Source organism: Photorhabdus sp. HUG-39, assembly GCF_963878365.1.
GTDB lineage: Bacteria > Pseudomonadota > Gammaproteobacteria > Enterobacterales > Enterobacteriaceae > Photorhabdus > Photorhabdus kayaii.
In genome coordinates, this window is the sequence record NZ_CAWNWY010000003.1 from 1 (window position 1) to 20,628 (window position 20,628).

Here is a 20,628-nt window from a genome sequence, read left to right on the forward strand (position 1 = left end):
CCTGAAAAGTCCGGAATTCCTGACGTCTGCCATTTTCCTGAAAAAACCGGAGCGGATAGAAGCGCTGTTAATGGTGATGACATGTTGTCTCATGGTTTATGCGGCGCTGGAGCATAAAATTCGCCACAAATTGAAACAAAATGTGCCGTTTTTCCCCGATATGAAGAACAAACCGACACAATCACCCACCGCGCGTTGGGTATTTCTGGCCTTTGAAGGGATCAACACCTTTGAATTTCAAGAACATAAAATGGTGACAGGAATGCAATCTTACCACCATGAGCTTTTGAGTTTATTAGGCGCACAATATAAAGCGGTTTATTCCTGAATTAGGTGCGGAATGAAGGGTTAATGTCACCACTAAGATTCAAAGGGTCCGGCGATAAGTACTGGCCGTATCATTATCGTAATCTGTCATTCCGCAGCTATATCTGTAATATACTGATTTAAAATCGTTTGTATAAAATTTATGCATTTGTTAATTCTTAATTAAAACAACAAATTATGAATGCGGTGCGGAATGTCGGATACACCCAATGGATTTCAAGATGCATCGCGACGGCAAGGGAGCGAATCCCCGGGAGCATAGATAACTATGTGACTGGGGTGAGTGAGTGCAGCCAACAAAGAGGCAACTTGAAAGATGACGGGTATAATCATTTTTCGATTCATTTCACAGAAATAAGTCTCTATAATACGGCGCAATTTAGAGTTGAATGGTTTCAGCTTATTGATTTGCCGAACACGGAAAAGTTACAGATTATCGTATGTATACCCTATGGATTTCAAGATGCATCGCGACGGCAAGGGAGTGAATCCCCGGGAGCATAGGTAACTATGTGACCGGGGTGAACGAGTGCAGCCAACAAAGAGGCAACTTGAAAGATAACGGGTATATAAGCTCGCATGATTACATGTGCCTAACCTCACACGAAAAACACCGCATGTCTTCCCCGCCACTTGTCCTTAATGATGTTGCGCAACGTTCAACACCACATGGTATCTGCGCAAACCATAAAGTTGGCGATTCACTATTTTATCCAATTAAAACCTGTAGATAGATTGTCATGAAAAAAACTAAAATTGTTTGTACTATCGGACCAAAAACAGAATCCGAAGAAAAACTAGCCGAACTGTTGAATGCCGGCATGAATGTTATGCGCCTCAACTTTTCACACGGAGACTATGAAGAGCACGGCCAGCGTATTCAAAATATCCGTTCAGTGATGACTAAGATAGGTAAACAAGCCGCTATTTTGCTGGATACTAAAGGCCCTGAAATCCGAACTATGAAACTGGAAGGCGGTAACGATGTCTCTCTAACCGCAGGTCAGACCTTCACTTTTACTACTGACACTTCGGTTATCGGTAATAAAGACCGTGTTGCTGTCACTTACAGTGGTTTCCCCACGGATCTGGCTCCCGGTAATACCGTGCTAGTTGATGACGGCTTGATCGGCATGACAGTTAAAGAGGTCACTAAGTCAGAGGTCATTTGCCAAGTTTTGAATAACGGTGACTTGGGAGAAAATAAAGGTGTTAATCTGCCAGGTATTTCCATCAGCCTGCCTGCCCTGGCTGAAAAAGATAAGCAAGATTTGATCTTTGGTTGCCAACAAGGTGTTGATTTCGTCGCCGCTTCTTTTATCCGCAAACGCTCCGATGTTCTGCAAATCCGTGAACATCTGAAAGCGCACGGCGGTGAAAATATTCAAATCATCTCTAAGATTGAAAATCAGGAAGGTCTAAACAATTTTGATGAAATTCTGGAAGTTTCTGACGGGATCATGGTTGCTCGTGGTGATCTGGGTGTTGAAATTCCAGTTGAAGAAGTGATCTTCGCCCAGAAGAAGATGATTCAAAAATGTAATATCGCTCGCAAAGTTGTTATCACTGCAACTCAAATGCTCGATTCCATGATTAAAAACCCGCGCCCTACCCGTGCGGAAGCTGGTGACGTCGCTAACGCGATTTTGGACGGTACTGATGCGGTCATGCTTTCTGGTGAAAGTGCAAAAGGCAAATATCCAATAGAAGCAGTGACTATCATGGCAACGATTTGTGAACGTACAGACCGCGTTATGCCAAGCCGTATCGAAGCCGTCCATTGCCGTAACCTGCGCGTAACCGAAGCGGTGTGTCGTGGCGCTGTTGAAACAGCAGAAAAACTGGAAGCCCCTCTGATTGTGGTCGCAACCTATGGCGGTAAGTCTGCCAAATCCATTCGTAAGTACTTCCCTGGAGCCCCTATTTTGGCATTAACCACTAATGAAGTGACTGCCCGCCAATTACTACTTGTTAAGGGTGTTTTTACCCAAATTGTTAAAGAAATCGCCTCTACCGATGATTTCTACCGCATTGGTAAAGAAGCGGCGTTAGCAAGTGGCCTGGCGAAAAAAGGTGAAATCGTGGTTATGGTATCTGGCGCCCTAGTTCCAAGCGGCACAACCAATACATCGTCTGTTCACGTACTTTAATTTAATAGGTCGCTTTATTTCTGAAACACCGTAAATATAGCGGTGTTTCAGGATATTGAATATCTGGTTTTCTCCGCCAATATGCTGGAATACCCAATGACTTTCCCAATCATCATACTCACAGATTTATTTTCATTTTATGCTAGTTAATATTAATAATAATGCCATTCTCTGTTTTCTCGTGGTCAGAAAATGGCTTAACTCTCAACAATGATGATATTTTCCAGCACTATACCCTATGGATTTCAAGATGCATCGCGACGGCAAGGGAGTGAATCCCCGGGAGCATAGGTAACTATGTGACCGGGGTGAGCGAGTGCAGCCAACAAAGAGGCAACTTGAAAGATGACAGGTATACATCATTTGTGGAGAACTCTCTTTGCATATCATCAACATCTTTGCCTTGATCATGGCTCATCGAAAGCTTTACCGACTTCGCTTAAGTTCTGGAACTCACCTTTTGTTCCAGTCGTTTTCGCTTGAATCGAGCACAGGATATCTTGGCGACTAAAAATCGAAGCTTGCAAAAGTGCTGTTTGTTGCAACGATTCATAGACACCATGATCACGGCTATAAAGCATGGCCCGTTTAACCCCGTTAATAGCGGCTGGAGGCCGATCAGCAATACGCCGGGCAGTCGCGAGAGCGCCTTCGATGAGTGTTTCCGTAGAAGGGAACACCTTTACCACCAGCCCCAAATCATGAGCCTGAACCGCACTCAACGTATCCCCAGTCAGAGCAAGATAGCGAGCCACACCACCAGGGATCAAATGTTGCAAACGTTGAAGAATACCTAAGTCAGCCATCATACCAATATTGGTTTCTTCTATACGAAACTTCGCATTTTCAGCAGCAAAACAAAAATCGCACGCAGCAATTAAATCAAAACCTGCACCAAGGCAAGCGCCTTGTACTGCGGCAATAATGGGGAATCGGGCATGTTCCAATACGCTTATCGCCTCTTGCATTTGCAATAAGCTGAACTGCATCGATTCCCGCTCATTAGGATTAGTCGTATTAGCCTCTTTGCTAGAGGCAAAGATTTGCAAGTCAAGCCCACCACAAAATGTGTTTCCCTGTGCAGAAATCACCATTGCCCGCACTTTACCTGAACGACTGAGTTGCTCTATTGTTTCAGGAAATCGTTTCCAAAACCCAAGCGCCAAACTATTTGCCTTTTCAGGACGACTGAGTTGTAAATGGGCGACTCCGTTGTCAATGCTGATGTTAAAATATTCGTTAGATTGATCAGTTAACATAACAAACTCCTCTTACCAGTTTGAATTTGAGCCTAGGATTCAACCTGAACATTGTCAAGTTGTTCATCTACAATAAGATTCAGTTAACAAATTTGTTTTAGGAGAATCCCTAAATTATGTATAAAAAATGGCTGTATTAAAGAGATGTCCCGATGGTTCAATAGATGCAAGATGACCTGGATGTTGTATTTTTTATTTATAAGAATTTTTAACTAAAATTATTTCGAAGAATATCATTCCCTCACGGAATAGGCTTTTTTTGATTAAAATGTTACTCAACGGTTTTGTTTTTTTACATTCAGATGAAAATTATCCACTTGTTAAAGAGAAAAATTGAAATAATTGGTTTTCATGATAAAAATTTATTCTCTTTCTAAAAAACTTTGTGTAATACTTACATGGCTACTTGGAGATTAACTTAAATCTAGAGGGTATTATAATGAATCGTACTAAAATTGTACTGGGTGCAGTAGTTCTGGCTTCTACTCTGTTGGCTGGTTGTTCAAGCACTGCTAAAGTTGACCAACTGACTTCTGATATTCAGACTCTGAATGCAAAAGTTGATCAACTGAGCAATGACGTGAACGCAGTACGTACTGACATTCAAGCCGCTAAAGACGATGCAGCTCGTGCGAATCAGCGTCTGGATAATCAAGTTCGTTCCTACAAAAAATAATTTTTTGTAATTATGTACAAAAATGGCGCACAGTCCATCTGTGCGCCGTTTTTTATCATCGGATTCTGTTAGATAAATATTTGCAGGCTTCTTTGTCCGCAATGAAATATTAATTTTCCCGATAGATTGGCCCAGGTTGATATAACGGTGGTAATTTAAACGGTTCAGAGACATCTTTATTCACCGCTTGTTCTACACCTTTAACATCATCATCTTCCACCTGTACGATATTCTCTTCTCGCAACTCCTGTTGTGTTTCAGACTCTATGCCTTTACTTACCAGCACCGGCATACCAGAACGGCGTACCATCGCTTGTTCAACAATATTCTTATCTGTCTTGCTATTATCAATGAACTTGTTCAAATCAGCTGAGCGGACAATAGGTAATGTCTGTGGATCATCATCCTCTTTTTTAGACAATGGCTGATGTACTTCAATATAACGCTGACCATTTGGTTCTACAGAATACTTAACCGCTTCATTGATAATCTGTACTCGCGTTCCACGGGGCACTGTGTTGAACAACGTTTCAATATCATCAGGACGTAAACGGATACAACCGGAACTCACCCGCATACCGATACCAAAATCAGCATTCGTGCCGTGGATCAAGTATTCTCCTCGCCCGGCAGCTAAGCGCAACGCAAATGCGCCCATTGGGTTTTCCGGACCAGCAGGAACAACCGCAGGTAAGATAACCCCCTGTTCAGCATAATGTTTACGGATATTCTTAGTCGGCGTCCAAGTTGGATCTTTAATTAGCTGACTAACAGATGTTGTCATCACTGGCGTATTACGACCGAGTTGCCCAATACCAATGGGATAAACGATGACTTTGTTTTTTCCTTTAGGAAAATAGTAGAGTCTGAGCTCTGCAAGGTTAATCACCATCCCCTGCCTCGGTGTATCAGGCAACAACATTTGTGATGGAATAATCAGTTCAGACCCCTGAGCCGGCAAATAAGGGTCGGTACCTGGATTAGCTTCCAGCATTGCCAGTAAACCAATTTCATATTCGGCAGCAATGGCCTCTAAAGAACGTCCATCATCGGGTACAACCAATGTCGTATTTTCGCCAATTAAACGACTATTGGCCGCTGGCAAAGTATATTCTGTGGCACTGACTGTGTTAGTTAGCCCACTGAACAATAACACGCCAATAAACGTTAAAACTCGTTTCATGCTTGCTTCCTGGAATGACTTCTGAATGTTATCGAATAAATTTATACCCGTTATCTTTCAAATTGCCTCTTTGTTGGCTGCACTCGCTCACCCCGGTCACATAGTTACCTATGCTCCCGGGGATTTGCTCCCTTGCCGTCGCGATGCATCTTGAAATCCATAGGGTATAGGTGTAAAAGGTTGAAGCCTTATTGGCCGTACATATTATCAGTAGCGGAAGAAACGCGTAAGACTAGCATTTAAACCATTTTACTTGCCCTATTTCGGATGGCACGTATCATCGCATGCAGCCCCTGCGTGCGTGAAGGTGTCAAATGTTGCTCCAAAGACAATTTCCCAAAATATTCAGTCACATCCAAATCCAGAATCTCCTGGGTTGTTTTACCTTGAAACAGGATAAAGACAATCGCAACCAATCCTTTAACAATAGCGGCATCACTGTCACCAATAAATTCCACTTTGTTTTGGTGATTCATTCTCAACAGTATCCACACCTGGCTCTGGCAACCTGCAATTAAGTTCTCAGGTTGGCGTTGTTCGTCAGTAAGAGGAGGCAACTTCGCCCCCAGTTCAATCATATAGAGATATCTTTCTTCCCAATTCTGGCAACGGGAAAAATTACGTAACAACTTATTTGTGTCGGGCAAACTTGCCATGACTTTTTCCTTATCACTCTTTTGATCTATAACTAGCTCAACCCAATAACTGTTCTATTCTCTGCAATGCAACAACAAGTGCATCAATATCTTCTTGCGTAGTATAAATCGCCAATGAGGCTCTACACATGCTGGAAACGTGATAATGTTCCATCAAAGGAAGGGCACAATGATGCCCGGTACGGATCGCTATTCCATATTGATCAAGGAAACTTCCCACATCATAAGCATGATGTCGGCCAAGGTTGAAAGCAATAACCCCCTGACGTTGCTCAGGACCATACAATTTCAGGGTTCTGACCTCTTTCAGCCGTGCCATTGCATAATCCATCAATACCTGTTCATGCCGCTGAATTTCATCCAGCCCAAGTGAAGTGACATAATCGACAGCAGCACCAAGCCCAATAATTCCCGCAATATTTGGGGTTCCCGCCTCAAATCGCCACGGTGGTTCCGCATAGGTTATCCCCTTTTGCAGGCTGACCTGTTTTATCATTGCGCCCCCCCCTTCCCAAGGTGGCATAGCATCTAGCAGGGATTTACGCCCATAAAGCACACCAATGCCTGTTGGGCCATATAATTTGTGACTAGAAAAAACATAGAAATCGCAGTCCAGATCCTGCACATCAACTTGCTTATGCATAATGGCCTGAGCACCATCGACTAGAATATGTAACCAACTCCCCTGCTCATTAGCTAGTTTTCTTGCCTGTTTTATGATTTGACGTACAGGATTCACTGTACCAAGCACATTAGAGAGGTGAGTAAAAGAGAGTAATTTAGTCCGTGAATCAATCAAAGAAGCTAAGACGACTTGATCCAACTCGCCATTCTCATTCAGTGGCCATACTCTAATTTCAAACCCAATCTGTTCTGCCAGCATATACCACGGAACAATATTGGCGTGATGTTCCATTTCAGTAATAACAATATTATCGCCATTATTGATAAACTTGCGACCATAACTGTTAGCAATCAGGTTAATTCCTTCTGTCGTACCTTTAACGAAGACAATCTCTTCATTACTTTGAGCATGAATAAATTGCGCCATCTGGTCGCGCACATTTTCAACCATCCGAGTAGCCGCAGAGCTCAGGGTATGAATTCCCCGGTGAACTGCCGCATACTGGTGCAAACAAAATTCACTTTCTCGTTCAATAACCGAAACCGGCTTCTGAGTGCTGGCAGCACTATCAAGATAAACCAATGGATGCCCATTAACCTGTTGAGTTAACACCGGGAAATCTTGCCGCACCTTTTTTACAGAAAAAGTCATCTTTCCACTCTCGCTAAACGGTGCTTAATGTGTTTCATAACAACGGCCTTCAGGGATTCATCTTCAATAGATTCAGTTAGCTCAGCAGCAAAAGCAAATACCATCATATGCTCTGCATCACGTCGTTCGATGCCGCGTGATTGCAGATAAAACAGTTGTTCTTCATCTATCCGGCCAACGGTCGCACCATGACTGCATTTCACATCATCAGCGTAAATTTCCAGTTGAGGTTTGGTATCTACTTCGGCCTGTTTACCTAACAACAAATTGTTATTGGCCATTTTTCCATCAGTTTTCAATGCGTAAGGCGCCACTTTAATCATGCCGTTAAATACCGCTTTGCTCTGATCCATCACAATGGTTTTATGCAACTGACGGCTTTCACAATGCCCCTTATTATGTTCCAAATAAGTACGAGTATCGGCGACCTCTTTTCCCTGCGGCAACATTAAGCTGTTCAACGACAGATTGGCCCCTTCGCCATTCAACTTAACACTGGTATTGTGTCGGCCAAGCCCAGAACCTAATAAAAAGCTGGTGCTTTTTACTTGAGCATCACGACCAATCACAATATCGTTATGGGCAAAGTGATAACTTGCACTGTTCTCAACCCCCAGTTTTATATGGGCGAAATGGGCATTATCCCCCACTTCCGCAGTTAATCGGCTTCCTGTCATATGAGGTTGCTGTTCATCAATACTGACGAAGTGTTCAATCACGCTGGCACTCGCATTCGTGCCTACGGCAATGTGGTAGCGGTAATGACTACTATTCAATGCCTCACTACAGTGACCACTGGTGATATTCAGCAGGTACAGCGGCTTTTCTGCCACTTGCCCTGCCTTTAACGTAATAACCAAAGGTTGTTGAGCCAAACTCTCTGTCAAATGCAGAAAAATCTCACCCTGTATCGGCGCCAGAAGTCCACTTTTGTTGTCCAGTAAATTTAGTTGATATGGACCAAAATCGTAGGAACTCAGTAAAGGTGAAAAACAACCATCCACCATAACGACACGCCAACAATCCATTGGAATCGCCAGTTGTTCGCATTGTGCTACTGTCAATTCCCAAGTTTTGCTGCTGTATTGCTGATTTAACAATTTATCCAACGGCGTATAACGCCAATCTTCATGTCTGAATTGGGGAAAACCGGTTTTAATGGCTTTCTGCCAATGCAAACTGGCATGAGATGAATCCTCACCATGACGGTTGTGGTACAAATCAGCAAAACGTGCTAATGCTTGCTGGTTACGTTCTGCAACCTGCCGCACCTTTTCAGCTTTTTCACTGTTGGTCAATAAGCCAGCCATAACCTTGCTCCTCCAACTTTTTCGCCAGACTGAAATCACCGGATTCAATAATTCGTCCCTGATAAAGCACATGCACAAAATCAGGTTTCACATAATCCAAAATACGTTGGTAATGGGTCACAATAATGAATGAGCGGTTTGGATCACGTAACGAGTTCACGCCATTAGCCACAATTTTCAATGCATCAATATCCAGCCCTGAATCTGTCTCATCCAAAATACAAAGTGTCGGCTCCAGCGCGGCCATTTGCAGAATATCGTTACGTTTTTTCTCACCACCGGAAAAGCCGACATTGACTGAACGTGTCAGCAAATCCGGCGGCATATCCAACAATTCAATTTTTTCTTCGATAAAATCGGCAAAATCAAAGCGATCCAGCGGCTCCTGATAGCGATATTGGCGAACAGCGTTCACTGCGGTTTGCAGGAAAAATTGATTACTGACACCCGGAATTTCTATCGGATATTGAAACGCCAGGAAAATCCCCTCGCCAGCTCGCTCTTCTGGCTCAAATCCAAGTAAGTCTTTGCCTTTAAAGGTGATTTCACCATCATCGATTTCATACTCTTCACGGCCAGCTAACGTTGCTGATAATGTACTTTTACCGGAACCATTCGGCCCCATGATGGCATGAATTTCACCCGGTTTAACTTCAAGATTTAATCCTTTTAAGATTTCATTACCTTCAACACTGACTCGTAAGTTTTTAATACTTAACATATTACATGCCTTCGAACGACTTAACGTTCTGTCATAAAAAAGGGAAACCGAGAAAATTCATCCGACGCTGTGTTCAAGGCTGATCGCCAGCAATTTTTGTGCTTCAACAGCAAATTCCAGGGGAAGTTCAGAGAACACATCCTTACAGAATCCATTAACAATCATGGAAATCGCATCATCTTCACTGATGCCACGTTGCAAGCAATAGAACAATTGATCTTCACCAATGCGGGAGGTTGTCGCTTCATGCTCCAGTTGCGCCGTATTGTTCTGTACTTCTACATAAGGGAATGTATGTGCGCCACATTCAGTACCAATCAACATGGAGTCACATTGGGTATAGTTACGAGCGTTTTCTGCTCCCGGTAATATTTTAACCAGCCCACGATAACTGTTCTGACTACGACCGGCAGAAATGCCCTTTGAAATGATTGTCGATTTAGTGTTACGGCCGATGTGGATCATCTTGGTGCCGGTATCGGCCTGTTGAGTGCCGTTAGTCAGCGCAACGGAGAAAAACTCGCCAATCGAATTATCCCCTTTCAAGATCACGCTGGGATATTTCCAAGTAATTGCGGAACCTGTTTCCGATTGAGTCCAAGACATTTTGGCATTTTCGCCTTCACATAATGCTCTTTTAGTGACAAAGTTGAGAATTCCCCCAGCACTGTCACCACCTGAGAACCAGTTTTGTACCGTGGAATATTTCACTTCGGCATCTTTATGGATAATCACTTCGACAACAGCAGCATGAAGTTGATAACTATCACGCACCGGTGCAGAGCATCCTTCTATATAGCTGACATAACTGCCTTCATCAGCAATCAGGATAGTGCGCTCAAATTGGCCCGTTTTCGCAGCGTTGATACGGAAATAGGTGGACAGTTCCATTGGGCATCGAACGCCTTTTGGCACATAAACAAAAGTACCATCAGAAGCCACTGCGGCATTCAGCGCGGCAAAAAAGTTATCGTGGCTTGCAACTACACTGCCGAGGTATTTACGGACCAATCCGGGATATTCCTGTATCGCTTCACTAAATGAGCAGAAAATAATCCCTTCTTTCGCTAACTTATCCCGATAAGTCGTTGAAACAGAAACGGAGTCAAAAATAGCATCTACCGCAACAGCTTCACCTTCCCGTACAGGAACACCCAACTTATCAAATGCTTCTTCAATTTCCGCGGTTAAATAGCTATTAGTTTGCTCCGCCCCTGTTCCTTGAACAGCACCAGATTGTGAATTGCAACTATCACCACAAGCACCGCATGAAGGTGCTGAATAGTAACTGTAGTCCTGGTAATCAAGATTAGGATAATTGGCTTTCAACCAATGAGGCTCTTCCATTCCTAGCCAATGGCGATAAGCCTCCAGCCGAAATTCAAGCATCCATTCGGGCTCATTGCGTTTTGCGGAAATGGCCCGCACAACATCTTCACTCAAACCTTTAGCTAACTCATCCGTCGTTACCTGAGTAAAGAAGCCTTCTTTATAACGATGATCGCTGAGCCAAGTCTGCACATCATCACTGATTTCTACATTGCTCTGAGACATATATTGGTACACTTATATACCAAAGCTTTCACCACACCCACAGGCATGTTGTGCTTTTGGATTATTGAATTTAAATATCTGATTTAAACCTTCACGAACAAAATCCACTTCAGTACCATCAATAAATGGCATTGCTTTCAGAGGAACATATAGACATGCACCTTCATTTTCATACCTTAGATCATCAGGTGCCGGATCGTTAACCATCTCAAACACATAGCCAAAGCCGGCACATCCTGACTGCTTAACCCCCAGATATAATCCCTTACTTTGTGGGTTTTGCTGCATCAATTTTAAGATCTGCGCTGCGGCTCTCGCGGTAATGGTGATTCCCTGCCATGCGGTTTCATTCAGAGAAAAGGTTTCAACACTGTTTGTCATAGTTGACCTCATATTTGTTCTATAGCCATTTTTGCCGCCGTTATCGGAGAGTTCTCCTCCCGTATAATGGTAATGATAACCTTTATCACTTCAACCATTTGTTTTAAGAGGATATACCTTAATCAGCCCAAACTTTATACAAATACGATGATTTATGTTCATTCCACATGAAGGTATATCTTTAATTTGCTGTTTTATCTATAAATTATTAGTTTGATCAATTGTGCTATTTTTTACTTATTGGCGTAAGACAAAAGCACACAAAGTTCATCAAAAATACCATTTGATGTGAACTTTCAGATATACGGGAGAGTAGTTCCTTTCCTAGTATGAAAATAGCAGCCAACCAGATAAAATTGACATAGTTAGCCGAAGATGCAAAATAGAGATTGTCATTATGATCATAATATATAGAAATAGCATTTCTATTTAATCGAGACAATTAATTAAACGCATTAAGAAACAATTTTATCTATATATTCCATCATCAATATTCCTTTCTTTTTTATTAATAGATTTACTAGCTGGCTAATTTAATTCGAAGGTATTACGTGACCATAATAAATATTTTCAATATCTTGCATCTTAGATGAATAAAAGTATACTGCCTCCGGGTGCTTGAGACTTTCTGTCTTGAGCATTATGTTCCAGGCAGAAAGAGAAAAGCCCCATCCGACTATAAATCGAAATGAGGCTACTCCTATGTCCAACAACATAAGGCTAGCCTCTTACCTGACAAAAAGCAAGGAGAGAAGGCTATGAAGCCGCAAAAAATCGCAATATTGAGTTTGATCATTATTTGTGTGACGTTACTCATATTCACGTGGATAACAAGGGGTTCAATCTGTAAACTCCATATCAAACGAGGTAATACAGAGGTTGCGGCAAGCATGGCTTACGAATCCAGCAGCAGGTAAGGCAACCTTAGGCGGGAGGTTTTTACTCCCGCCCTTTTAGATATTGTTATGACTTGGTTCTCAGGCACCCTTTATATTTAAATGGAATTTAACGCAAATTAAAACTGCTGAAACTTTAGCATTAATTAATATATCAGCATTTATAGATTTGAATAAGAATTTTCAATTAGATCTTTCCCTATTAGAGTATTAATTCTTTTAAGATAATTCACCATCCCTATTCATCAGACATATACAATCAAACAACCCATAATATTATAAAAACATCGATAAGTTACATAAATATATATACTTCTTAAAGGTTATCACAACTAAATCCAATTACTGTAAAAAATAACTCTTTCACTTAAATAGTAGGTTATTTATCCATACAATAACCTACTTTCACTTTTATTTTATATTTTATCCAGGCAAAACTGATGTGGTTAACCGAGAGGTACAGCACAAATGTTGCCGCTCATCAAAAATATCAATTCGCCACACCTGGTGATTGCGGCCAATATGAATAGGTTTACATACGCCTTTCACTTCACCACTACGAACCGAGCGAATATGATTAGCATTGATTTCCAGCCCAACAACTTTTTTCTCACCTTCGGAACAGAGATACCCAGCTAAAGAACCGAGTGATTCTGCCAGCACAACAGATGCCCCGCCATGCAATAAACCAAATGGCTGACGCGTGCGATAATCAACCGGCATTGTGCCTTCAATATAGTCATCACCGATATGCGTGATTTTTATGCCCAGATGGCCCATCATACATTGGCTATTTACTTGATTCAGGCTATCCAGTCCAATATCACGTTTCCAAATCATGGGATTATCTCCAATAAAGCTTGCAACGGATGCTTAAGTACTTGCCCTTCTATCCGCTTAACCTGACTGCGGCAGGAATAACCAGAGCTTAGACAACGCTCCAATGGTAATTTCTGCAAGACAGGTTGCCAGGATAACTTATAGATACCAATAGAGTGTTCTATGTTTTTGTTTTCATGACCATAGGTTCCGGCCATGCCACAGCAGCCTACACTGATATTATTCAGCTTGCTACCCAACCGATGGAAAATTTTTTCCCACTGTTGACTACTGCCCGGTAGCATAGTCACTTCGGTACAATGTCCAAATAGATACCATTTATCACCAGATCTTTCTTCATGGTCACTTTTCTCTGGTAAAGTATTAATCAACCATTCATGAACAAGCTGAACCTCAAACTTCCCTCGCTGTTCTCCCAGAATTTCTTTATATTCATCCCGGTAGCACAGTACCAGCGCTGGATCGACACCGACCATAGGAATACCCAACTCAGCAACCCGGTTCAGAAAATCTGACGTCTTTTTGGCCGTTTTAGCAAAACGAGATAAGAAGCCTTTGATATGTTGTGCTTTGCCGTTTGGAGAAAATGGCAGCAATACGGGTTTATATCCCAATTTTTCTACCAAATAGGCAAAATCAGCCACAACTTTTGCATCGTAATAACTCGTGAACGGGTCCTGAACGATCAACACGTGTTCGTCACGATGAGCCTGTTCCATTTTTTCAAGCTGTTCCAGTGTGGTCGAAAGTGCATAATGACCCGCCAGTTGTTGGTACAGCGTCGGGCTGGATAACAAGGGTAAATCCACCATGCCGATAGTCCGGCGGCTCAATTCTTGTATCCACGGTTGTTTCAGGAAGAAATTAAAGACCCGAGGGACCTTAGCCATTAATGGCGTACTGCTTTCCGCACTCGCCACGATATGATCACATAAAGGGCGAAAATAGCGGCCGTGATATAACTCAAGAAAACGTGCACGAAATGACGGAACATCAATTTTAATCGGGCACTGTGTTGAGCAAGCTTTGCATGCCAGACAACCAGACATTGCCTCTTTCACTTCGTGAGAAAAGTCATACTCCCCGCGCCATGCCTGCCAACTATTGTGGGTCTTCTCAATCAACCCACGCAAACTTGGTCGTTTTTGTTCTAATCCCTGTTTCAGTAACGTCGGATCCACACCCTGTTCAGCCAAAAGGCGCAGCCATTCACGCACCAGTGTTGCGCGTCCTTTCGGTGAATGAATACGTTGCTGACTCACTTTCATTGATGGACACATCGGGCTTTTTACATCGAAATTAAAACAGAGCCCATTCCCATTACACTCCATAGCACCGCGGAATGTATTCCTGACATTTACCGGAATTGTCCGGTCATACGTTCCTCGCTTAACAGCATCGACTTTCATCATCGGGGCATCAACCCCCATCGGCGGACAAATTTTACCCGGATTCAAGCGATTATCCGGGTCAAAGGCAGCCTTAACCCGGCGTAATTCTTCATACAAGATGCTACCGAAAAATGCCGGGCTGTACTCAGCACGAAATCCTTTACCATGCTCTCCCCACAGCAAACCACCATAACGTGTGGTGAGACTGACAATTTCATCAGAAATCTGTTTCATCAGTATCTCTTGCTGAGGATCGCACATATCCAGCGCCGGCCGAACATGCAGCACCCCCGCATCCACATGACCAAACATACCGTAATTAAGATGATGACTATCCAATAGCTGCCGGAATTCCACAATATAATCAGCGAGATACTGTGGCGGCACACACGTATCTTCTACAAAAGGAATAGGTTTCGCCGCACCTTTACTGTTACCCAACAAACCAACTGCTTTCTTGCGCATTGCATAAATACGCTCAATATCAGCTAACTCTCGGCAAATTTGATAACCAATAATCCCAGCTTGATTGCCATCCATCAGTTCATCAAGGCGCTGACAAAGTGTTTCTACTTGCCGATCTATCAAAGGTTGATCATCTCCACTGAATTCAACAATATTCAACCCTTGCATATCTTTGTTAGGAATATCCGTTATTAATTCCTTAACTGAGTGCCAGACGATGTCCTCACGCGCCAAATTCAGCACCTTGGAATCCACGGTCTCAACCGATAACGCCTTTGCCTCCACCATAAAAGGAGCATTACGCAGTGCAGAATCAAATGAATCATATTTCACGTTCACCAATCGCCTAACTTTTGGCAGCGGAGTCATATCCAAAACCGCTTCGGTAATAAAAGCTAGCGTTCCTTCTGAACCAGTTAAGATACGACCTAAGTCAAATTTCCGCATATCGTCACTGAAAACATGGCGCAAATCATAACCGGTCAGAAAGCGATTAAGTTTGGGGAATTTTTCAACGATAAGTTCACGTTGTTCACGGCAACGATTAAGCACCGTATTATAAATGCGACCGGTAACAGAATCCTCTTGCGCAATCGATTCCGCCTGGACTATATCCATAGCGCGGGTGTCAAGTAATTCCCCCCCTAATAGCACTGCCCGTAGACTAAGAACATGATCAGAAGTTTTACCATAGACTAATGAACCCTGACCGGATGCATCAGTATTAATCATACCGCCCAATGTTGCACGGTTACTGGTTGAAAGCTCCGGTGAAAAGAAATAACCATATGGACGCAAATATTGATTCAATTGGTCTTTAATCACCCCCGCTTCAACTCTGACCCAACCTTGCTCCGGGTTAATCTCAAGAATGCGATTCATATAGCGGGACATATCCACCACAATGCCGTCATTAAGCGCCTGACCGTTTGTGCCTGTACCGCCACCGCGTGGAGTAAATGTCAAATTCTGATATTCTTTTTCACCTGCGACATGAGCCAGTAAAACCACATCGGCACTAGATCGAGGGAAAACGACAGCCTGTGGTAAGAGTTGATAGATACTGTTATCTGTCGCCATTGTCAGACGATCGGCATAACTACTGGCAACATCTCCGGTAAATCCTTGTTCCTTTAATGTATCCAAGAACTTCTGTGCGACCTCACTGACGTGCGGTGCTTGTGATATGCGTGGGATCATTATCGTTTTGACCCTTTTAGAATGAGTGTCCACATTGCTTCATTTATACTATCTTTGAATCAATGCCTTAATCAGCCGTAACCATTTACCACCGTTAACTGATTTGTCTGAGAAGGCAAGCGTTTACCTTATCATAATATTCACCTATTTTGAGTAACCTGTAGATAACATCCTATTTATACCCGTCATCTTTCAAGTTGCCTCTTTGTTGGCTGCACTCGCTCACCCCGGTCACATCGTTATCTATGCTCCCGGGGATTCGCTCCCTTGCCGCCGCGATGCATCTTGAAATCCATAGGGTATATTCATTATCTTTAGCACCTTAGCGCCACTAACTCCCTGAGAGAAATTAACTTATGGACAAATCTCAACCGCATTATGATTTACCAAAACTATTATTTACTTTAATTTTCCTGTCACTGTTAATTGTTACCAGCTTTTGGGTGATAAAGCCCTTTATCTTCGGTTTTGTCTGGGCCGGCATGGTTGTTATCGCCACCTGGCCATTATTAGAAAAACTACAGAGCAGTTTATGGGGTAAACGCTGGATTGCAGTCTCCATCATGACGCTACTGCTAATTCTATTATTTGTGATCCCTATCGCATTACTGGTCAGTAGTTTATTGGAAAACAGTGCGCCACTAATCCAGTGGGCTAAATCCCCCGCTCATTTTCAGATACCGACAATGACCTGGCTGAATAATATTCCTCTGGTTGGAGATAAACTATACAGCGGTTGGAACTCACTCATTACTGATGGTGGAAATGTTCTGATAGCTAAAGTCCAGCCTTATGTTGGAGAAGCCGCAACCTGGTTCTTTACTCAAGCAGCAAATGCCGGGCGTTTCGTATTCCATCTCGGTTTGATGGTGCTATTCAGCGTGCTCTTATATCTAAAAGGCGAGCAGGTGACGATGAGCATTCGCCATTTTGCCATTCGCCTGGCAAATAAACGCGGAGATGCCGCCATCCTGTTGGCAGCACAATCCATCCGTGCCGTAGCGCTTGGAGTGGTGGTTACCGCATTGGTTCAAGCCATTATCGGTGGTCTTGGCTTGGCTGTTTCAGGCATTCCTTATGCTACGTTGCTGACAGTACTCATGTTTGTCTGTTGTGTCGCTCAACTCGGTCCATTACTGATTTTAGTTCCCGCTGTTGCCTGGCTTTATTGGACAGGTGATACAACCTGGGGAACCGTGCTACTGGTCTGGAGCGGTATCGTAACGACAATGGATGGGTTTCTTCGCCCATTTTTAATCCGTCTGGGCGCAGATTTACCTATGGCGCTGATATTAATAGGCGTTATTGGTGGAATACTCTCATTTGGCATGATTGGCTTATTTATCGGCCCCGTTGTATTAGCAGTTGCTTATCGTTTATTAATCGCATGGATGAATGAAGTCCCAGAACCTAAAAATGATTTAGCCGAAACTGAAAAATATCTGGAACAGAAATTTTCAGAATAAATTTGTATGATAATTAATTCTGACTTATATAGCGAAAGAGAGTTAGCTCTTTCGCTAAAGCATAATTTTAATAAAACTTATCACTTTTCTGAGGTGCTGATTTATTAAATATCATTATTGTAAATAAATTGTTAAAAAATAGTTAAATCTGGCTCATTATAGCCGTAAATAATACGTAAATTAGGACAATTCTTAATGAATAAACGATTTAACTAAATTAATATAAGTGGGCTATGAACGAGACGTTTATTTCTCCTTTTGATGGTTCTACTTGTTAGAAACACCTAATATTGCTGTGTGTAGTCCTTGCCTATCACGCCCATGATAGGCTTTTTTTTTCACTATTTTTATACTTTCCCATAGAACGATAATTAACGACTCTAGTTGTTAAAAAGCCCGCCATTATTTTGACGGACCTTAATTTCAATTGAGTATTATTCTCAATTAATTCACTTTCGCTAATCCTAACCAAGTTTTTACAACGGTATCTGGATTTAATGACAGGCTATCAATCCCTTCTTCCATCAGCCAATGAGCAAAATCCTGATGGTCTGAAGGCCCCTGACCACAAATTCCCACATACTTGTTTTGACGCTTAGCCGCTTGAATAGCCAATGAGAGCAGAGCCTTGACCGCATCATTACGTTCATCAAATAGTTCAGATACCACCCCAGAATCCCGATCCAAACCAAGAGTCAGTTGAGTCATATCATTAGAACCAATAGAGAAGCCATCAAAATGTTCAAGGAACTGTTCTGCCAGAATTGCGTTGGACGGAATCTCGCACATCATAATGACTTTCAATCCGTTTTCACCGCGCTTCAACCCTTGGGATGCCAGTTCAGCAATCACTGCTTCAGCCTGCGCTACCGTACGAACGAACGGGATCATAATTTCAACGTTGGTCAACTCCATATCATTACGTACACGTTTAACGGCTTCGCACTCCAATGCAAAACAGCGACGGAAACTGTCAGAAACATAACGCCCTGCACCACGGAAACCTAGCATAGGGTTCTCTTCATCAGGTTCATAAATGTCACCACCAACCAGATTAGCATATTCATTGGATTTAAAATCAGACAAACGGACAATAACCCGTTTCGGCCAGAATGCAGCCGCTAGAGTGGCAATCCCCTCCGTCAAGCGCCCAACATAGAACTCAACCGGGTTGTCATAACCTACCATCAGCGATTTTATCTCTTGCTGCAACTCAGGAGTTTGCTGATCAAACTCCAGTAATGCACGGGGATGTACACCAATCATCCGATTAATAATAAACTCCAAACGAGCAAGACCTACGCCATCATTCGGCAAACGGGCAAAATCAAATGCACGATCTGGATTGCCGACGTTTAGCATAATTTTTACATCAAGCTCCGGTAACTGATCGACTTGAGAACTTTGTACAGTAAAATTCAGTTGATTCTGATAAACAAAACCCGTATCACCTTCCGCACAGGAAACTGTCACCGACTGATTCTCTTTCAAACGTTCCGTTGCATCACCGCATCCAACAACCGCGGGAATGCCCAATTCACGGGCAATAATCGCTGCATGACAGGTCCGGCCACCGCGGTTAGTCACAATCGCAGCAGCTTTTTTCATAATAGGTTCCCAATCCGGATCGGTCATATCAGTAACCAGAACATCACCCGGTTGGATGCGATCCATTTCATTCAAGTTGTGAATGACTTTTACTCGACCTGCACCAATACGATGGCCTATGGCACGTCCTTCCACCAATACCTGACCTGGTTCATTCAGTTGGTAACGCTCCATAACCTGCTGGTTTGAGCGGACAGTCTCAGGACGCGCCTGAACAATGTATAACTTGCCGTTATGACCATCTTTAGCCCATTCAATATCCATGGGTCGGCCATAATGTTTTTCAATTAGTAACGCCTGACGCGCCAATGCCTCAACTTCTTCATCAGCTAAAGAGAAACGATTGCGTTGTGATGCGGGTACATCTTCGATGCGTACCTGCTTGCCATGTTCTTTATTGTCAGCATAGATCATATGCAGTTTTTTAGAACCCAGATTGCGGCGCACAATCGCTGGTTTACCCTTATTCAGGGTTGATTTATGAACATAGAACTCATCCGGATTCACAGCGCCCTGAACAACCATCTCACCCAATCCGTAAGCAGAGGTAATAAAAACAACCTGATCAAACCCTGATTCAGTATCAATAGTGAACATCACACCGGAAGAGGCGAGATCAGAACGCACCATACGTTGTACACCCGCTGATAATGCAACCCCCCGATGGTCATATCCCTGATGGACACGATAGGAAATAGCGCGATCATTAAATAATGAAGCAAACACATGTTTGATGGCAACCATCACAGCATCAATGCCTTGCACGTTTAGAAAGGTTTCCTGCTGCCCGGCAAAAGAGGCATCAGGCATATCTTCAGCCGTTGCCGAAGAACGTACAGCAAAAGAGGCTTCAGGCTCTCCTTCAGACAACTGTTGATAAGCATCCTGAATATCTTTTTCTAGTTGTGGCGTAAATGGTGTATCAATCACCCATTGGCGAATTTGTGCACCTGCTTTAGCCAGTTGATTGACATCATCAACATCCGTTTCATCCAGCAAGTCATAAATACGCTGATTGACACCACTTTGTTCCAAGAAATCATTAAATGCCTGTGCTGTCGTGGCGAAACCATTCGGGACAGAAACCCCCAACTCTGACAGGTGAGTGATCATTTCTCCCAGGGAGGCGTTTTTACCACCAACCCGGTCAATATCATGCATACCTAATTGGTTATACCAAAGCACATTACGCAGGGTGAGGTCATTATTGGGCATTAAAACAATCCTTTTAGCATTTGGGTACAAATCGGAAAAATTGGCACTGCATAG

The 20,628-nt window shown here is 42.9% G+C and carries 17 protein-coding genes and 1 pseudogene; 7 read left to right on the plus strand and 11 right to left on the minus strand.

Translation table 11 applies throughout. The annotated features are described in order from the left end of the window. The 4 genes and pseudogenes from AAC155_RS02855 to pykF all read left to right on the plus strand — a co-directional run. Nucleotides 1–328 (plus strand): annotated as a pseudogene (locus tag AAC155_RS02855) (IS1634 family transposase); the annotation flags it as partial. A 176-nt stretch (nt 329–504) separates the two neighbouring features. Then, nucleotides 505–831, plus strand: a complete 327-nt coding sequence (locus AAC155_RS02860) for a hypothetical protein (protein ID WP_146748042.1) — start codon at nt 505–507, stop codon at nt 829–831. 8 nt (nt 832–839) lie between these two features. Continuing rightward, nucleotides 840–1,061 carry a hypothetical protein gene (locus tag AAC155_RS02865; protein WP_146748043.1) on the plus strand — a complete coding sequence of 74 codons (222 nt, stop codon included), beginning with the start codon at nt 840–842 and terminating at the stop codon, nt 1,059–1,061. Between the two features lie 6 nt (nt 1,062–1,067). Next, complete coding sequence (gene pykF, locus AAC155_RS02870) at nt 1,068–2,477, plus strand: pyruvate kinase PykF (RefSeq protein WP_113040964.1); 1,410 nt, start codon at nt 1,068–1,070, stop codon at nt 2,475–2,477. Between the two features lie 407 nt (nt 2,478–2,884). Here the strand turns inward: pykF and AAC155_RS02875 are convergent, their stop codons facing one another. Continuing rightward, nucleotides 2,885–3,736 carry an enoyl-CoA hydratase-related protein gene (locus AAC155_RS02875; protein WP_113040965.1) on the minus strand — a complete coding sequence of 284 codons (852 nt, stop codon included), beginning with the start codon at nt 3,734–3,736 and terminating at the stop codon, nt 2,885–2,887. 439 nt (nt 3,737–4,175) lie between these two features. On the opposite strand from AAC155_RS02875, the gene AAC155_RS02880 reads away from it, so the two are divergent. Beyond that, nucleotides 4,176–4,412 (plus strand): major outer membrane lipoprotein, encoded by a 237-nt coding sequence (locus tag AAC155_RS02880; protein WP_036805405.1) that lies wholly within the window; start codon nt 4,176–4,178, stop codon nt 4,410–4,412. A gap of 109 nt (nt 4,413–4,521) precedes the next feature. Here the strand turns inward: AAC155_RS02880 and AAC155_RS02885 are convergent, their stop codons facing one another. The 7 genes from AAC155_RS02885 to sufA form a co-directional block, all read right to left on the minus strand. Next, on the minus strand, nt 4,522–5,595 hold the full coding sequence (locus AAC155_RS02885; RefSeq protein WP_113040966.1) for a L,D-transpeptidase family protein: 1,074 nt from the start codon (nt 5,593–5,595) through the stop codon (nt 4,522–4,524). Nucleotides 5,596–5,834: 239 nt separating this feature from the next. Further along, nucleotides 5,835–6,251 carry a cysteine desulfuration protein SufE gene (sufE, locus tag AAC155_RS02890; protein ID WP_113040967.1) on the minus strand — a complete coding sequence of 139 codons (417 nt, stop codon included), beginning with the start codon at nt 6,249–6,251 and terminating at the stop codon, nt 5,835–5,837. Between the two features lie 37 nt (nt 6,252–6,288). After that, nucleotides 6,289–7,527 (minus strand): cysteine desulfurase SufS, encoded by a 1,239-nt coding sequence (gene sufS / locus AAC155_RS02895; protein ID WP_113040968.1) that lies wholly within the window; start codon nt 7,525–7,527, stop codon nt 6,289–6,291. Next, entirely contained in the window at nt 7,524–8,837 is a 1,314-nt protein-coding gene (gene sufD / locus AAC155_RS02900; protein ID WP_113040969.1) for a Fe-S cluster assembly protein SufD, read from the minus strand. Before sufD ends, sufS begins: the two co-directional genes overlap by 4 nt. Continuing rightward, on the minus strand, nt 8,812–9,558 hold the full coding sequence (gene sufC, locus AAC155_RS02905; RefSeq protein WP_113040970.1) for a Fe-S cluster assembly ATPase SufC: 747 nt from the start codon (nt 9,556–9,558) through the stop codon (nt 8,812–8,814). The genes sufD and sufC overlap by 26 nt, the downstream gene beginning before the upstream one ends. 57 nt (nt 9,559–9,615) lie before the next feature. Continuing rightward, nucleotides 9,616–11,112, minus strand: coding sequence for a Fe-S cluster assembly protein SufB (gene sufB, locus AAC155_RS02910; RefSeq protein ID WP_113040971.1), 1,497 nt, complete (start codon nt 11,110–11,112; stop codon nt 9,616–9,618). Nucleotides 11,113–11,124: 12 nt separating this feature from the next. Further along, entirely contained in the window at nt 11,125–11,493 is a 369-nt protein-coding gene (sufA, locus tag AAC155_RS02915) for a Fe-S cluster assembly scaffold SufA (RefSeq protein ID WP_011146844.1), read from the minus strand. A gap of 758 nt (nt 11,494–12,251) precedes the next feature. Between sufA and AAC155_RS02920 the strand changes: the two genes are divergently transcribed. Continuing rightward, nucleotides 12,252–12,410, plus strand: coding sequence for a Hok/Gef family protein (locus tag AAC155_RS02920; RefSeq protein ID WP_113040973.1), 159 nt, complete (start codon nt 12,252–12,254; stop codon nt 12,408–12,410). Nucleotides 12,411–12,812: 402 nt separating this feature from the next. Here the strand turns inward: AAC155_RS02920 and AAC155_RS02925 are convergent, their stop codons facing one another. Further along, complete coding sequence (locus AAC155_RS02925; protein WP_112893949.1) at nt 12,813–13,229, minus strand: hotdog fold thioesterase; 417 nt, start codon at nt 13,227–13,229, stop codon at nt 12,813–12,815. Continuing rightward, on the minus strand, nt 13,226–16,285 hold the full coding sequence (gene ydiJ, locus AAC155_RS02930; protein WP_113040974.1) for a D-2-hydroxyglutarate dehydrogenase YdiJ: 3,060 nt from the start codon (nt 16,283–16,285) through the stop codon (nt 13,226–13,228). Before ydiJ ends, AAC155_RS02925 begins: the two co-directional genes overlap by 4 nt. A gap of 356 nt (nt 16,286–16,641) precedes the next feature. On the opposite strand from ydiJ, the gene ydiK reads away from it, so the two are divergent. Then, entirely contained in the window at nt 16,642–17,751 is a 1,110-nt protein-coding gene (ydiK, locus tag AAC155_RS02935) for an AI-2E family transporter YdiK (RefSeq protein ID WP_113040975.1), read from the plus strand. Between the two features lie 444 nt (nt 17,752–18,195). Here ydiK and ppsA read toward each other — a convergent pair whose 3' ends face one another. Then, complete coding sequence (gene ppsA, locus AAC155_RS02940) at nt 18,196–20,574, minus strand: phosphoenolpyruvate synthase (protein ID WP_113040976.1); 2,379 nt, start codon at nt 20,572–20,574, stop codon at nt 18,196–18,198. Between the last annotated feature and the right edge of the window lie 54 nt (nt 20,575–20,628).

Excerpts from the sequence above, each read along its gene's own strand:
- AAC155_RS02860 (WP_146748042.1), top strand. The coding sequence starts at position 505 with ATGAATGCGGTGCGGAATGTCGGATACACCCAATGGATTTCAAGATGC.
- pykF (WP_113040964.1), top strand. The coding sequence starts at position 1,068 with ATGAAAAAAACTAAAATTGTTTGTACTATCGGACCAAAAACAGAATCC.
- AAC155_RS02875 (WP_113040965.1), bottom strand. The coding sequence starts at position 3,736 with ATGTTAACTGATCAATCTAACGAATATTTTAACATCAGCATTGACAAC.
- AAC155_RS02880 (WP_036805405.1), top strand. The coding sequence starts at position 4,176 with ATGAATCGTACTAAAATTGTACTGGGTGCAGTAGTTCTGGCTTCTACT.
- AAC155_RS02885 (WP_113040966.1), bottom strand. The coding sequence starts at position 5,595 with ATGAAACGAGTTTTAACGTTTATTGGCGTGTTATTGTTCAGTGGGCTA.
- sufE (WP_113040967.1), bottom strand. The coding sequence starts at position 6,251 with ATGGCAAGTTTGCCCGACACAAATAAGTTGTTACGTAATTTTTCCCGT.
- sufS (WP_113040968.1), bottom strand. The coding sequence starts at position 7,527 with ATGACTTTTTCTGTAAAAAAGGTGCGGCAAGATTTCCCGGTGTTAACT.
- sufD (WP_113040969.1), bottom strand. The coding sequence starts at position 8,837 with ATGGCTGGCTTATTGACCAACAGTGAAAAAGCTGAAAAGGTGCGGCAG.
- sufC (WP_113040970.1), bottom strand. The coding sequence starts at position 9,558 with ATGTTAAGTATTAAAAACTTACGAGTCAGTGTTGAAGGTAATGAAATC.
- sufB (WP_113040971.1), bottom strand. The coding sequence starts at position 11,112 with ATGTCTCAGAGCAATGTAGAAATCAGTGATGATGTGCAGACTTGGCTC.
- sufA (WP_011146844.1), bottom strand. The coding sequence starts at position 11,493 with ATGACAAACAGTGTTGAAACCTTTTCTCTGAATGAAACCGCATGGCAG.
- AAC155_RS02920 (WP_113040973.1), top strand. The coding sequence starts at position 12,252 with ATGAAGCCGCAAAAAATCGCAATATTGAGTTTGATCATTATTTGTGTG.
- AAC155_RS02925 (WP_112893949.1), bottom strand. The coding sequence starts at position 13,229 with ATGATTTGGAAACGTGATATTGGACTGGATAGCCTGAATCAAGTAAAT.
- ydiJ (WP_113040974.1), bottom strand. The coding sequence starts at position 16,285 with ATGATCCCACGCATATCACAAGCACCGCACGTCAGTGAGGTCGCACAG.
- ydiK (WP_113040975.1), top strand. The coding sequence starts at position 16,642 with ATGGACAAATCTCAACCGCATTATGATTTACCAAAACTATTATTTACT.
- ppsA (WP_113040976.1), bottom strand. The coding sequence starts at position 20,574 with ATGCCCAATAATGACCTCACCCTGCGTAATGTGCTTTGGTATAACCAA.